Origin of the sequence: Rhodococcus sp. Q1 (genome assembly GCF_004153645.1) — a bacterium.
Lineage (GTDB): Bacteria > Actinomycetota > Actinomycetes > Mycobacteriales > Mycobacteriaceae > Rhodococcus > Rhodococcus gordoniae.
Genome location: NZ_SDMJ01000006.1, coordinates 109,290 through 122,488, shown reverse-complemented (window position 1 = coordinate 122,488; position 13,199 = coordinate 109,290). Strand labels below are relative to the sequence as shown.

The following is a 13,199-nucleotide window of genomic DNA, read 5'->3' as shown; positions in this document are numbered from 1 at the left end:
GCCCGGACTGTGTGATCCGACGCCGAGATCCCGCTTCGCTGGCGGCGGCCTGGGTCGGGGGATAGGTTGAAGCGTGTGAGGAGCCAGCCCCATGTGCTTGGAATCGTTCTCGCCGGCGGCGAGGGCAAACGTCTGTATCCGCTGACCGCGGACAGAGCCAAGCCAGCAGTGCCGTTCGGGGGCGCGTACCGCCTCATCGACTTCGTGCTCAGCAATCTCGTGAACGCCGGCTATCTGCGCATCTGCGTTCTCACGCAGTACAAGTCGCACTCCCTGGACCGGCACATCTCGCAGACCTGGCGCCTGTCGGGCTTCACGGGTGAGTACATCACCCCGGTGCCGGCCCAGCAGCGTCTCGGTCCACGCTGGTACACCGGCAGCGCCGACGCGATCCTGCAGTCGCTCAACCTGGTCTACGACGAGGATCCCGAGTACATCGTGGTCTTCGGTGCCGACCACGTCTACCGGATGGATCCCGAGCAGATGGTGCGTCAGCACATCGAGTCGGGAGCCGGCGTCACCGTCGCCGGTATCCGCGTGCCGCGCAGCGAGGCGTTCGCGTTCGGATGCATCGACAGCGACGAGAGCGGCAGGATCACCCAGTTCCTCGAGAAGCCCGCGCACCCGCCCGGGACGCCCGACGACCCCAACGTCACGTTCGCGTCGATGGGCAACTACGTCTTCACCACGAAGGTCCTCGTCGAGGCGCTGCGCGCCGACTCGGAGAATCCCGACTCCGACCACGACATGGGCGGCGACATCATTCCCGCGCTCGTCGAGCAGGGTGAGGCCCACGTCTACGATTTCAACGACAACGTGGTCCCCGGCGCGACCGAACGCGACCGTGCCTACTGGCGCGACGTCGGCACGCTCGACGCCTTCTACGACGCCCACATGGACCTCGTGTCGGTCCACCCGATCTTCAACCTCTACAACCGGAGGTGGCCGATCCGTGGGGCGGCCGAGAACCTTCCGCCCGCGAAGTTCGTGCAGGGCGGTCTGGCGCAGGAATCGATCGTCGGTGCCGGCAGCATCCTGTCGGCCGCCACGGTCCGCAACTCGGTGCTCAGCTCGAACGTCATGGTCGACGACGGAGCGACCGTCGAGGGCAGCGTGCTCATGCCCGGTGTGCGCATCGGCAAGGGCGCGGTGGTACGCCGAGCGATCCTCGACAAGAACGTCGTCGTCGGCGACGGTGAGATCATCGGCGTGGACCTCGAGCGCGACCGGCAGCGGTTCGCGGTCAGCAACGGTGGTGTCGTCGCCATCGGCAAGGGCATCTGGATCTGAGCGCCCGCTCGCCGGGGACGTTCTCGGCCCGGGCGCACCCGCGCAGATCAGCTGAGGCGCACCGCGCAGATCAGCTGAGTCGCACCGCGCAGAGGAGCCCGTCGCCGAGCGGCAGGACCACCGGTGCGAGACGCTCGTCGTCGGACACCGCACGGGTGGCCTCCCGCACCGCGAGCACCGTCGCGTCGCGCGCGGCCGGGTCGGCGACCCGCCCGTCGAGCAGGGCGTTGTGCAGCACGATCACCCCGCCCGGCCGGAGCAGGCGCACCCCTTCGCGCACGAAGTGCGGATGGTCGGCGGGGGTCGCGTCGACGAAGACCATGTCGTAGCCGGAGTCGGCGAGTCGCGGCAGCACGTCCAGCGCCCGGCCGTTGATGAGCCGGGTGCGCGACGCCACGATGCCGGCTTCACGGAAGGCGATCTTCGCCGCGCGTTGATGTTCCGGTTCGCTGTCGATCGTGGTGAGCACGCCGTCCTCGCGGAGACCGTGCAGCAACCACAGCCCGCTCACACCCGCACCGGTGCCGATCTCCACCACAGTCCTGGCGTCGAGCATGCGGGCGAACATCGCAAGGGCGGCTCCGACGGAGGGGGAGACCGGGTCGGCACCCAGATCTTCGGCACGGTCACGCGCCGCGGCGAGTTCCTCGTCCTCGACGACGATGTTCTCGGCGTGGGTCAGAATGCGATCGGCGTTGGTCTGCACCTCACCGAGGCTATCCTCGGCGATTCGCTCGCGCAGGCAGGCGCGCACGGAATGGTGCCGTGAGTTGTGTGATTCCGAGGGGGATCACGCCCGGGGCGGTTTTCTCAGGGACGTTTCAGGCTACTCATACGGCGACCACATCGCCGCGAGGAAGACTGACGATCGACGAACCAGACGATCGCTCCGGTTCACGACTTCGAGGACACACCGCCGCGGGGGACGTTCCCACGAGGAATATCCCGCGCAGATCGAGTGTTGCAGGCCCCGAAGCCCGTGTCCGTCCGCGGTCCCGACGAGGAGGATCCAGCGATCCACATGACCCGATCCCACACCGTTCCCGAGTACGACGCCTCGGCGCTCGACGCTGCCTTCGAGGCGGACCTGAGCGGCACCGCGGCGTTCGATGCCACCGGGGATCGCACGGCCATGCCGTCGTGGGACGAGCTCGTTCGTGAGCACGGCGACCGTGTCTACCGCCTCGCCTACCGTCTTTCCGGTAATGCCCAGGACGCCGAGGATCTCACGCAGGAGACCTTCATCCGCGTCTTCCGATCGTTGCAGAACTACCAGCCCGGCACGTTCGAGGGCTGGTTGCACCGCATCACCACGAATCTCTTCCTGGACATGGTGCGCCGCCGGAACCGCATCCGGATGGAAGCGCTCCCGGACGACTACGATCGGGTACCGGCCGCAGGGCCGAACCCCGAGGAGATCTATCACGACGCGCGTCTCGGCGCCGATCTGCAGTCCGCACTGGACTCGCTCGGACCCGAGTACCGTGCCGCGGTGGTGCTCTGTGACATCGAAGGTCTGTCCTACGAGGAGATCGGTGCCACACTGGGGGTGAAACTCGGTACGGTACGAAGTCGTATCCACCGAGGCCGCCAGGCACTCCGCGAGTACCTGCGCGAGCACGGAAAGGCCGAAAACGGTCGCGTCGATGCGGGGTAGCCGCCGGGAGGTAGTGATGACGATGGTGCAACCACCTCGCAGGTTCGGCTCCACGGAACATCTCGCCAGCGAGGCAGTTGCCGCATTCGTCGACGGCGAACTGCGCATGGCGGCCTACATGCGGGCCGCCCAGCACCTGTCGATGTGTCCCGAGTGCGCCGCCGAGGTCGAAGCCCAGCAGCAGGCCCGCCACGCACTCCGGTCCGCCGCCGATCACGTACCCCGTATGCCGAGTTCGCTGCTGGGAACGCTGAGCAGCATTCCTTCACACCTGTGCGATCCGTCCCCGCATCCGCAGGCGGACGACCGGTTCGCCGCGCGCCGGTGGTCGATTCTCCGGCGCCGGTGACCGGACGGTCGGTAACAGGTGATCCGATGCCATCGGTGATACTGGGCTGCGTGACGGACCTATACGGGGGAGACGGGCACGCGTGACGGCCGAATCTGCGCAGCACACCGAACGACCGGCCGGCGACGGCCCTCGTCGTGGCGACGAGCTGCCCCATGCCTCGTCGGGGAGAGGCTCGTCCGGCAACGCCTCGTCGGCCGGGCCCGACCTGCCGGACGGCGCGATCCCCCGTCCTGCCGACGCGCCTCGCCTCGACCCCCGGCCCGTCTACCGCCCGGCCGTCGATCCCGCTTCGGCACGTGTCTTCGGACGCCCGGCCGGCGCCGACGGATCGTTCGACTCCTCGGCTCATCCCCGCGTCGCCGACCCGCGTGTCCGTCAGGCGCCTCCGCCCGACGCGATCTTCGCCGAGGCCTACGGACGGCCGTCCGATGCCGACGAGACACTTCAGCGTCCCCCCTCGGAACCGGCGGGCGAGGCCGAGAACGAGGCAGAGACCGATCCCTGGCGCGACCCCGACTCGGCGGTGCGGCTGGGTCCGCCCATGGCCGGTGAGACCGAGGCGCGGGAGCTTCCTCCGGCACCCGGACTCACCCTGCGCGAGGTGTTGTTCGACCGTCGTGTCCACCCCCGCGCTCTCGCGACACTGGCCGCGGTGGCCGTCGTCATCGGCATGGTCGGCGGGCTCGTCGTCGCGCTGGCGACCGCCGACAACGGTTCGCTGACCAGTCGTGGAGTGACACTGAGCCAGTCGGGCTCCGACGAGGAACGGCCGACCGGCGCGGTCGCGCGGGTCGCCGACACCGTGCTGCCCGCGGTCGTCTCCATCCAGACCACCGTCGGCGGCGACGCCGGCACCGGATCGGGCGTGGTGATCGACGGTGCCGGCTATATCGTCACCAACAACCACGTGATCTCGATGGCCGCCGGCAATCCCGACGCGAAGGTGCAGGTCACCTTCGACGACGGCACCAAGATTCCCGCCTCGATCGTCGGACGCGACATCAAGACCGACCTCGCGGTGCTCGCCGTCGAGAACGTCGACAACCTGGTCGTCGCCGAACTGGGCCGCTCCGACGACGTCCAGGTGGGCGAGGACGTCGTCGCGGTCGGGTCACCGCTCGGCCTGAGCAAGACCGTCACCCGCGGCATCGTCAGCGCGCTGCACCGGCCCATGCGGCTCAGCGGGCAGGGCACCGACACCGATGCGGTGATCGACGCCGTGCAGACCGACGCCTCGATCAACCCCGGCAATTCCGGTGGCCCCCTCATCGACATGGAGGGTCGCGTGATCGGGATCAACTCCGCGATCAAGTCGGAGACCGGTGGCTCGGTGGGGCTGGGCTTCGCGATCCCCATCGACGACGTCACCGAGGTGGCGCAGGAGCTGATCCGCAACGGGGAGATGCGGCATCCGGACATCGGCGTGAACGCGCGCTCCGTCGTCAACGACGTCGCGAGCGGTGCGGAGGTCGCCAACGTGCGGCAGGGCAGCCCGGCCCAGCGCGCCGGGATCGTCGAGGGCGATGTGATCGTCAAGGTGGGTGACCGCGAGGTCACCAGCGCCGATGAGCTCGTCGTGGCGGTCCAGCAGCAGGAGATCGACGAGCCGGTCACCGTCCAGCTCGTGCGCAACGGCCGCCTCGTGGACGTCGAGGTCACCCCCGTCTCGGACTGAGCGGTCCCGTCGCGTGATGTGACCTTCCTCGTAGGTGATGCGATTCGGACGCGACCACGTACCCTGGATGCGTGTTCGGCAACATCGGTTGGGGCGAGTTCCTGGTACTCATCGTGGCGGCCCTCGTGGTGCTCGGCCCGGAGCGGCTGCCCGGTGCCGTCTCGTGGGTGGCCAGGTCGCTGCGCCAGGTGCGTGATTACGCTTCGGGTGCGCGCGACCAGCTCCAGCAGGAGCTCGGGCCGGAGTTCGACGACCTGCGGCAACCGCTGTCGGAACTGAACCAGCTGCGCGGCATGACTCCCCGGGCCGTGATCACGAAGCATCTGCTCGACGGCGACGACGCGATCCTCACCGGCAATGTCGACACGCCGTCCGCGACGTCACCGGGAACCCCGACCAACGGTGCGGCCCGGCCGAATCTGTCGAAGCCGCTCGCACGCGACGAGAAGCCACCCATCGACCCCGACGCCACCTGATCGCCGCCGGCCGAGACCGGATCGGCGCTCTACCTATATCGAGCCCCTGCCGTGACAACGGCAGGGGCTCGATCGGTTCTCGTCCTAGATGTGGCGCGTGGTGTCGATTCCCAGCGACATGCCGGCCAGGCCGCGCTTGCGCACCGCGAGCTTGTCGGAGACCTCTTTCAATGCCACCGCGGGTGCCGAGTCGGGCGCCGCGAGGACGATCGGAGTGCCGGAGTCGCCTGCTTCGCGCACGGCCGGATCGAGCGGGACCTGGCCGAGCAGCGGCACCGTCGCACCCACGGCCCGGGTGAGTCGCTCGGCGACGGCCTGACCGCCACCGCTGCCGAAGACATCCATGCGGGTGCCGTCGGGCAGTTCGAGCCACGACATGTTCTCCACCACGCCGGCGATGCGCTGGCGGGTCTGCAACGCGATCGAACCCGCACGCTCGGCGACCTCGGCGGCGGCCTGCTGCGGCGTGGTCACGACGAGGATCTCGGCGTTGGGGATCAACTGCGCCACGGAGATCGCGACGTCGCCCGTGCCGGGCGGCAGGTCGAGCAGCAGGACGTCGAGGTCGCCCCAGAAGACGTCGGCGAGGAACTGCTGCAGCGCGCGATGCAGCATCGGGCCACGCCACACCACGGGGGTGTTGCCCTCGGTGAACTGGGCGATGGAGATCATCTTCACGTCGTGCGCGACCGGCGGGATGATCATCCGCTCGACCTGCGTCGGCTTGGCCGACGTGCCGAGCATCCGGGGGATCGAATGACCGTAGATGTCGGCATCGAGGACACCGACCGACAGACCGCGCGCGGCCATCGCCGCCGCGAGGTTGACCGTGACCGACGACTTGCCGACTCCGCCCTTGCCGGAGGCGACAGCGTAGACGCGGGTCAGCGACCCGGGCTGGGCGAACGGGATGACGGGCTCGGTGGAGTCGCCGCGCAGCGACTTGCGGAGTTCGGTGCGCTGCTCGTCGCTCATGACGTCGAGGGTCACGCGCACCTCGCCCACTCCGGCGACGTCGGCGACGGCCTTGGTGACGCGCTCGGAGATCTCGGTGCGCATCGGGCACCCGGAGGTGGTCAGGTAGATGGCGACATCGACGCTGCTGTCGGCGCCGATCTCGATGCTCTTGACCATCCCGAGATCGGTGATGGGCTTGCGGATCTCCGGGTCCTGGACCCGTGCGAGCGCACTGCGGACGTCGGACTCACTGACTGCCATGACGCCCATGGTAGGCGGCAGAGAGGTCGCGTCCGGACACGGGTGCGGTCGTCAGTGGATGCGGGGGAGATCCGCCGGGCTCGGGTCGATGCCGGTGGAGTAGGCGGTCGACCAGGCGAGCACGTTCGCCACGTACGCCATCGAATTGTTGTAGCGGTGGATCGCCTTCGTCGAGTGCGCGAGGTTGCGCATGTCGAGGCCACCGTCGCACAGGTACTTCGCGGTGGTGAGCGTCGAGTCGTAGAGGTTCTGGGGATCGGCGACACCGTCGCCGTTGCCGTCGCCCGCGTACTGGTTCCACGTGGTGGGGATGAACTGCATCGGCCCGACCGCACGGTCGTAGACCGTGTCGCCGTCGAGTGCCCCGCCGTCGGTGTCGGGGATCGTGGCCTGGCCGGGCAGGCTGCCGTCGAGCGGCAGTCCGATCACGGGTTCGAACAGGTTGCCCTTGGCGTCGGCCTTGCCGCCGTTCGCGTGGCCGGACTCGACGCGGCCGATGCCGGCGAGAAGCGTCCAGTGCATGCCGCACGTGGGATTCTCCTCGGAGAGGATGCGCTCGGCGTTGCGGTAGGCGGCGTAGTTGATGCCGGGGATGCCGAGGGGGCCCTCGCGGAGGACCTCGGGCTCGGGTTCCGGTTCGGGAGCCGCCTTGAAGGTGCGCACGGGTGCCGGTTCGGGCTCGAGCATGATGGTCTGTACCGCTGCCACCGCTTCCGGAACCGCGCTCGCGAGGTCGGCGGTGCCGGCGGACGATGCGGTGGGCTCGGTCTCGTGCTGCGCCACTCCCATCAATGCTCGCGGCGACGCACCCGCCGTGGTCGCCGCCGCGGCGACCAGGCCGACCGGAACGAGTCCGGTCATCGCGATCACGGAATTTCGCCGAAGCTTCGAATCCGACGGTTTGACGTGGCGGCCCAATGGATAACCCTCCCTCGGGTGCCTCGGAACGAGACACCTCCGTTACGTGCCGGGCCGAGGCTACAGCATTCGATGCTCTTCTGTTACGCAACCGTGATGTAACGGGAGTGCACGCGTGGGGACGTAGCCGATCCGTGCTGGTCGAACGCACCGCGCGTCGGGAGAGAAAATGATGACGACACGCGCGTCGCGCGTGTCGTCATCACGGGGTGTGCCCGGGAGTCACCCGCAGAAGGCAGTTACTCGGAGAAGGCAGTTACTCGCAGAAGGCGGGGACCAGGCAGGGGAGCTCGGGTAACCCGGGCATCGGAGGCGGGGCCGGGGCGGTCTGCCCGGCGGGCGCCTCCTCGGCCGGAGGATCGGACGGCAGGGGCGGTGCGGCCGGAGCAGGTGCGGGTGCTGGTGCCGCTACATCCGCTGCATTCGGAACCGGACGCGCCGGAATCGGCGCGAGGTCGGCAGGTGCCACCTCGGCGGCCTTCGCGTACGCACCCGACCAGGTCCGGACGTTCGCGAGGAAGTCGGGAGACGGATCGAACGACGCCACCGCACGCGCTTCGCCGTCGGGCTCACGCAGGTTTCCGCCCGCCGCGCACATCCGGGCACCCGCGGCCAGGGTCGCGTCGAAGACGTTCTGCGGATCGGCGGTGCCGTCCGCGTTGCCGTCGGCGGAGTACTGCTCCCACACCGACGGAGCGAGACGCATCGGTCCGAGCAGGCCCTCGGGGGTGACGACCGGCGTGGTCACGGTGCCCAGGATGTCGATGCGACCTCCGTCCGCGTGCCCGGAGTTCAGGCGTCCGACGGCGGCGAGCAGGTTCCACGGCAGGCCGCACTCGGGGGAATCGATGGCCAGCTGCATCTCGGCCGCACGATAGGCGTAGAAGACGAGTTCGGGGATCGCGAGCGGCCCCTCGCCGAGAACCGCCCCTCCTGCAGTCGGTGTCACGGCCTCGGGGGGAAGCTGGGCGAGCGGGTCGCTCGGGCTGCGCAGCGGCTGCGCCTCGCGCGCTTCGCCCGGGACCAGGCCGACCGCGGGAGCCGCGCTGGGCTCCGCCTCGGCGGACGTCGTCTCCGCGACCACAGTCGCCGACGACGCCGTCGCCGCCAGTCCGGCAGCGACGATCACCGGCATCGCCAGCGCGAACTTCCACCGCACGCGATCACCCTCCTCCGGTCGTCCCTCCGAGTGTTGTGACGAAGGTTACAGAAGGATGTCGGGTTGTGTGCAACCGGTCGTGCCGGACAACCGGCGCGACGCGCGCTTCAGCGCCGGGGCGCGCGCATACGCGGGCCGCCGGTGTCGTCCTCGTTCTCGTCGTCGACCAGCAGGGCGCGAAGATCGTCGAGCTCGCGACGCAGGTAGTCGCGGGTCGCGACCTCGCCCACCGCGAGTCGCAGGGCCGCGAGCTCCCGTGCCAGGAACTCGGTGTCGGCCTTGGTCTGCTCGGCGCGGGCACGGTCCTCCTCCAGCGACACGCGGTCGCGGTTCTCCTGCCGGTTCTGCGCCAGCAGGATCAACGGGGCCGCGTACGCGGCCTGCGTCGAGAAGGCCAGGTTGAGAAGAATGAAGGGATAGGGATCCCACTGGAGTCCGACCGCGGTGATGTTCAGGGCGATCCACACGATGACGACGATCGTCTGGATGGCGAGATAACGGCCGGTTCCGAGGAACCGCGCGATCGACTCGCTGACCCGGCCGACCGCCTCGGCGTCGAAGTTGAACCGGAACCTCGACGACTGGGGGGTCTCGAGGCGCGAGCGGCCCTGCGTGCTGCGGTCACTCATCCTCGATGTCCTCCTCGCGCCAGTCCTCGGGCAGCAGATGGTCGAGCACGTCGTCGACGCTCACCGCGCCGAGCAGATGCCCCTCGTCGTCCACCACCGGACCGCACACCAGGTTGTAGGTCGCGAAATACCGGGTGACGGTGGTCAGAGCGTCGTCGGGGGCCAGGCGCGGCAGGTCGTCGTCGACGACCCCTCCCACGAGGCTCGCAGGCGGTTCCCGCAGCAATCGTTGCAGATGGACGCAGCCGAGGTATTTCCCGGTGGGAGTCGCCGTGGGTGGGCGCACCACGAAGACCATCGACGCCAGGGCCGGACTCAGGTCCGGATTGCGAGCGCGCGCCAGGGCTTCCGCCACCGTGGTCGCCGGGGTCAGGACCACCGGCTCGGGCGTCATCAGACCACCGGCGGTGTCGGGCGAGTGCTCGAGCAGGCGGCGCACCGACTCGGAATCCTCGGGGTCCATGCGCTGCAGGAACGACTCGGCGTCCGTGGCGGGCAGCTCACCGAGGAGGTCGGCGACGTCGTCGGGATCCATCGCCTCGAGCACCGCGACCGCCCGGTCGAGGCCGAGCTGGGTGAGCAGGTCGGTCTGGTCGTCGGCGGGCAGCTCCTGCACGATGTCGGCGAGGCGCTCGTCGTCGAGCGCTGCGGCCACCTCGGTGCGTCTCTTGATCGGCAGGTCGCGCAAGGCATTCGCGACGTCCGCCGGGCGCATGTCCTCGAACTGCAGGAGCAACTGCGCGACACCCTGTCCGGGCATCGACAACGCCTGCTGGGTGAGTCCGTGCACATGCGGCCATTCCACGATGTGGATGGGGGAGCGGCGCGCGAGCCGGCCGCGATGCCGACGCACCGCGACCCGGGCGACGACCCAGTCGCGGGTGCGCATGAGCTCGAGTCCCAGATCCACCACGACGGCGTCGACACCCATCAGGTCCGGCAATTCCGGGTCGTCGACCCGCACACGGGAATCGAGGACCTGTCCGAGGGCGAGCACCTCCGAGGGGCGCTGGGTGAACCGGCGCAGACTCACGTTGCCGGTGACGAGGGTGACCGCCCCCGGCTCGATCGCGGTCACGCGCAACATCGGTACGAAGATCCGTTTGCGGGTGGGCAGTTCGACGACGAGCCCCAGCGCACGCGGGGGCTGACGTCCGACGCGGATGGTCAGCACGACATCGCGGACGCGGCCGATGGACTCGCCGTCGGGGCCGAGTACGACCAGTCCGGCCAGCCGTGCGACGAAGACCTTGCTCACTGCTGCCATGATTGTCAGGCTAGAGCGTGCCCACGCTGTTCCCGGAACTCGGAGGTCTGGTCAGGTCATGTCGTTTTCGTTCAGGCCCCGGAGGTCGGTGCTCGCGGTTCCGGGCAGCAGCCGGAAGATGATCGACAAGGCCAAGGGCCTTCCCGCCGACGAGATCTTCCTCGATCTCGAGGACGCCGTCTCACCGCTGGCGAAGGAGCAGGCGCGCACGACGATCGTCGAAGCGCTGAACGAGGACGGCTGGGGCGACCAGATCAAGGTCGTGCGGGTCAACGACTGGACCACGGACGCGACCTATCTCGACGTCGCGACGGTCGTCGGTGGTGCCGGGGCGAACCTCGACGCGATCCTGCTGCCGAAGGTGCCCGACGCGAGTCACGTGAAGGCGCTCGACCTGCTGCTCACGCAGGTCGAGAAGGCCCACGGTCTCGAGGTGGGGCGGATCGGCATCGAACCGCAGATCGAAAACGCCCTCGGGCTGACGAACATCGACGAGATCGCGACGGCGAGCCCTCGTGTGCAGACGCTCGTGTTCGGCCCGGCCGACTTCATGGCGAGCATCAACATGCGCACTCTCGTCGTCGGTGAGCAGCCCGAGGGTTACGACGTCGGCGACGCCTATCACCACATCCTCATGACGATCCTCATGGCGGCGCGTGCCCACGGGCTGCAGGCCATCGACGGTCCCTACCTCCAGATCCGCGACGTCGACGCCTTCCGCCGGTCGGCGCAGCGCACCGCCGCGCTGGGCTTCGACGGCAAGTGGGTGCTGCATCCGAGCCAGATCGATGCGGCCAACGAGGTCTTCAGTCCCCGCCAGGAGGACTACGACAAGGCCGAGATGATCCTCGACGCCTACGAATGGCACACCTCCGCCGAGGGCGGCGCCCGCGGTGCCGCGATGCTCGGCGACGAGATGATCGACGAGGCGAGCCGGAAGATGGCTCTCGTGATCTCCGCGAAGGGCCGCGCCGCCGGGTTGCAGCGCACGCAGAAGTTCGAGCCGCCGGCCTCCTGATCGGGACGACCGGTAAAAAGAACATATCGGGCGAACCAGTGCGGCGAGCCGGTCCTCGTCGAGGCAGAATGGGGACCGGCGCCGCGCCGCGACGGTCGGCGCGTATCGCGAAGGAGCCGAACGACATGACGAATCCCCTCGGACCCGGTCGCCAGGTACCCGGTCTGCCGACCCCTCCCACGGGCTGGCCCGTCGGTTCGTACCCGACCTACGTCGAGGCGCAGCGCGCGGTCGACCATCTCGCCGACCAGAACTTCTCGGTCGAGGACGTCACGATCGTCGGTGTCGATCTCATGCAGGTCGAGCGGGTCACCGGGCGGCTCACGTGGCCGAAGGTGATCGGCGGCGGCATCGTCTCGGGCGCGTGGCTCGGCGTCTTCTTCGGTCTGCTGCTCGGCATCTTCTCCACCGACTTCCTCGGCCCGCTGCTCGTCGGCCTGGTCGGCGGCATCGTCTTCGGGCTCATCTCGGCGACCATCCCGTACGCCGCGACCCGCGGCCAGCGCGACTTCTCGTCCACCATGCAGCTCGTCGCCGGCCGTTACGACGTGCTGTGCCAGCCGCCCACCGCCGAGAAGGCGCGCGACATCCTCGCCAAGCTCGCGATCTGATCGTCCGGTGGTCACGAGTCCGCCGAGGACGAGACTCGTCGCGGCCTGCCCCGCGCCACTACTGTCGATTCCATGCCCGATCTCGATTCGGTGGCCGACGCCCTCTACGGCCTCGACCCAGGCGACTTCGTGGCGGCCCGCTCCGAATTCGCGGCGCAGGCACGTGAAGCGGGCGACCGCGAACTGACGGTGGCCATCGGCCGGCTGCGCAAACCGACGGTCGCGGCCTGGATGGTCAACCTGCTCGCGCGCGAACGGGCCGACGAACTCGCCGCGCTGCTCGACATCGGAGCGGCTCTGCGCACCGCGCAGCGCCGACTGTCCGGCAGCGAGATGCGGACACTCTCCGAGCAGCGGCGCCGGGTGGTCGCCGCGCTCGAACGCGATGCCGGACGGCTCGCCGCCGATCGTGGCCGCAGCGCCTCGGAGAGCGCCCTGCGGGAGGTTGGACGCACCCTCAACGCGGCGCTCTCGGATCCCGATATCGGCGATCAGGTCCGCCAGGGCCGGCTCGACGCGATCGTCGAGTCGGACGGTTTCGGCGACCTGTCCGCGATGCCGCTCACGGTCGTCCGCGGCGGGTCCGACCGGAAGGACGAGGAAGACCGGACGGCGTCGTCGCGCGAGAAGGCGGGAAAGCACGAGGATGCCGAGCGGGCCGCTCGGGAGGCACAGATCGACGAGGCCGCCGCCGCGCTCGACTCGGCGCGCAGCGCAGCCGAGGAGGCGCGCGAAGGGGCGGCGACAGCGGAGCGGGAACTGGCCCGCCACGAAGACGAGGTCGCCGATCTGCGGGCGAAGCTCGAACACGCCGAGCAGCAGCGCACCTTCGCGCGTCGTGCCGCGGCCGAGGCGAAGAAGCGGGTGGTGGCCGCCGAACGCGCCGTCTCGGCCGCGGAAGCGCATCTGGCGCGGACGAAGAACTGAGC

General features: G+C 69.4%; 14 protein-coding genes. 8 read left to right on the top strand and 6 right to left on the bottom strand.

The genetic code is table 11. From position 1 onward, the window contains the following. The first annotated feature begins 75 nt into the window (after window positions 1–75). The gene (gene glgC, locus EQ874_RS18195) at window positions 76–1,290 is read left to right on the top strand and encodes a glucose-1-phosphate adenylyltransferase (protein WP_037190186.1); all 1,215 of its coding nucleotides are present in this window, start codon (window positions 76–78) and stop codon (window positions 1,288–1,290) included. A gap of 70 nt (window positions 1,291–1,360) precedes the next feature. On the opposite strand, the gene EQ874_RS18190 is transcribed toward glgC, so the two are convergent. Continuing rightward, on the bottom strand, window positions 1,361–1,996 hold the full coding sequence (locus tag EQ874_RS18190; RefSeq protein ID WP_026002828.1) for an O-methyltransferase: 636 nt from the start codon (window positions 1,994–1,996) through the stop codon (window positions 1,361–1,363). 315 nt (window positions 1,997–2,311) lie between these two features. On the opposite strand from EQ874_RS18190, the gene sigE reads away from it, so the two are divergent. The 4 genes from sigE (at window position 2,312) to tatB (ending at window position 5,450) form a co-directional block, all read left to right on the top strand. Continuing rightward, the gene (gene sigE / locus EQ874_RS18185) at window positions 2,312–2,947 is read left to right on the top strand and encodes an RNA polymerase sigma factor SigE (protein ID WP_026002829.1); all 636 of its coding nucleotides are present in this window, start codon (window positions 2,312–2,314) and stop codon (window positions 2,945–2,947) included. Window positions 2,948–2,963: 16 nt separating this feature from the next. Continuing rightward, on the top strand, window positions 2,964–3,296 hold the full coding sequence (locus EQ874_RS18180; protein WP_016932070.1) for a DNA-directed RNA polymerase sigma-70 factor: 333 nt from the start codon (window positions 2,964–2,966) through the stop codon (window positions 3,294–3,296). 223 nt (window positions 3,297–3,519) lie between these two features. Continuing rightward, on the top strand, window positions 3,520–4,974 hold the full coding sequence (locus EQ874_RS18175; protein WP_207213582.1) for a trypsin-like peptidase domain-containing protein: 1,455 nt from the start codon (window positions 3,520–3,522) through the stop codon (window positions 4,972–4,974). Between the two features lie 71 nt (window positions 4,975–5,045). Further along, window positions 5,046–5,450: a Sec-independent protein translocase protein TatB gene (gene tatB, locus EQ874_RS18170; RefSeq protein WP_129977656.1), complete on the top strand. Its 405-nt coding sequence runs from the start codon at window positions 5,046–5,048 to the stop codon at window positions 5,448–5,450. A gap of 84 nt (window positions 5,451–5,534) precedes the next feature. Here tatB and EQ874_RS18165 read toward each other — a convergent pair whose 3' ends face one another. The 5 genes from EQ874_RS18165 to EQ874_RS18145 form a co-directional block, all read right to left on the bottom strand. After that, entirely contained in the window at window positions 5,535–6,668 is a 1,134-nt protein-coding gene (locus tag EQ874_RS18165; protein WP_129977655.1) for an Mrp/NBP35 family ATP-binding protein, read from the bottom strand. Between the two features lie 51 nt (window positions 6,669–6,719). Then, window positions 6,720–7,586: a lytic murein transglycosylase gene (locus tag EQ874_RS18160; RefSeq protein WP_207213578.1), complete on the bottom strand. Its 867-nt coding sequence runs from the start codon at window positions 7,584–7,586 to the stop codon at window positions 6,720–6,722. A gap of 256 nt (window positions 7,587–7,842) precedes the next feature. After that, the gene (locus EQ874_RS18155; protein ID WP_129977654.1) at window positions 7,843–8,745 is read right to left on the bottom strand and encodes a hypothetical protein; all 903 of its coding nucleotides are present in this window, start codon (window positions 8,743–8,745) and stop codon (window positions 7,843–7,845) included. A gap of 107 nt (window positions 8,746–8,852) precedes the next feature. Beyond that, window positions 8,853–9,374, bottom strand: coding sequence for a DUF1003 domain-containing protein (locus tag EQ874_RS18150; RefSeq protein ID WP_016933728.1), 522 nt, complete (start codon window positions 9,372–9,374; stop codon window positions 8,853–8,855). Then, complete coding sequence (locus tag EQ874_RS18145) at window positions 9,367–10,641, bottom strand: CBS domain-containing protein (protein ID WP_129977653.1); 1,275 nt, start codon at window positions 10,639–10,641, stop codon at window positions 9,367–9,369. Before EQ874_RS18145 ends, EQ874_RS18150 begins: the two co-directional genes overlap by 8 nt. Before the next feature lie 58 nt (window positions 10,642–10,699). Here EQ874_RS18145 and EQ874_RS18140 point away from each other — a divergent pair, with 58 nt between their 5' ends. The 3 genes from EQ874_RS18140 to EQ874_RS18130 all read left to right on the top strand — a co-directional run bounded on the left by EQ874_RS18140 (window position 10,700) and on the right by EQ874_RS18130 (window position 13,197). Continuing rightward, the gene (locus EQ874_RS18140) at window positions 10,700–11,659 is read left to right on the top strand and encodes a CoA ester lyase (RefSeq protein ID WP_026003197.1); all 960 of its coding nucleotides are present in this window, start codon (window positions 10,700–10,702) and stop codon (window positions 11,657–11,659) included. A gap of 125 nt (window positions 11,660–11,784) precedes the next feature. Continuing rightward, on the top strand, window positions 11,785–12,270 hold the full coding sequence (locus EQ874_RS18135; RefSeq protein ID WP_129977652.1) for a general stress protein: 486 nt from the start codon (window positions 11,785–11,787) through the stop codon (window positions 12,268–12,270). Between the two features lie 72 nt (window positions 12,271–12,342). After that, window positions 12,343–13,197 carry a hypothetical protein gene (locus tag EQ874_RS18130; RefSeq protein WP_129977651.1) on the top strand — a complete coding sequence of 285 codons (855 nt, stop codon included), beginning with the start codon at window positions 12,343–12,345 and terminating at the stop codon, window positions 13,195–13,197. Window positions 13,198–13,199: the final 2 nt, after the last annotated feature.

Bases quoted from the DNA above. Each gene is read 5' to 3' on its own strand.
- sigE (WP_026002829.1), top strand. From the start codon at position 2,312: ATGACCCGATCCCACACCGTTCCCGAGTACGACGCCTCGGCGCTCGAC.
- EQ874_RS18180 (WP_016932070.1), top strand. From the start codon at position 2,964: ATGACGATGGTGCAACCACCTCGCAGGTTCGGCTCCACGGAACATCTC.
- EQ874_RS18165 (WP_129977655.1), bottom strand. From the start codon at position 6,668: ATGGCAGTCAGTGAGTCCGACGTCCGCAGTGCGCTCGCACGGGTCCAG.
- EQ874_RS18150 (WP_016933728.1), bottom strand. From the start codon at position 9,374: ATGAGTGACCGCAGCACGCAGGGCCGCTCGCGCCTCGAGACCCCCCAG.
- EQ874_RS18145 (WP_129977653.1), bottom strand. From the start codon at position 10,641: ATGGCAGCAGTGAGCAAGGTCTTCGTCGCACGGCTGGCCGGACTGGTC.
- EQ874_RS18140 (WP_026003197.1), top strand. From the start codon at position 10,700: ATGTCGTTTTCGTTCAGGCCCCGGAGGTCGGTGCTCGCGGTTCCGGGC.
- EQ874_RS18135 (WP_129977652.1), top strand. From the start codon at position 11,785: ATGACGAATCCCCTCGGACCCGGTCGCCAGGTACCCGGTCTGCCGACC.
- EQ874_RS18130 (WP_129977651.1), top strand. From the start codon at position 12,343: ATGCCCGATCTCGATTCGGTGGCCGACGCCCTCTACGGCCTCGACCCA.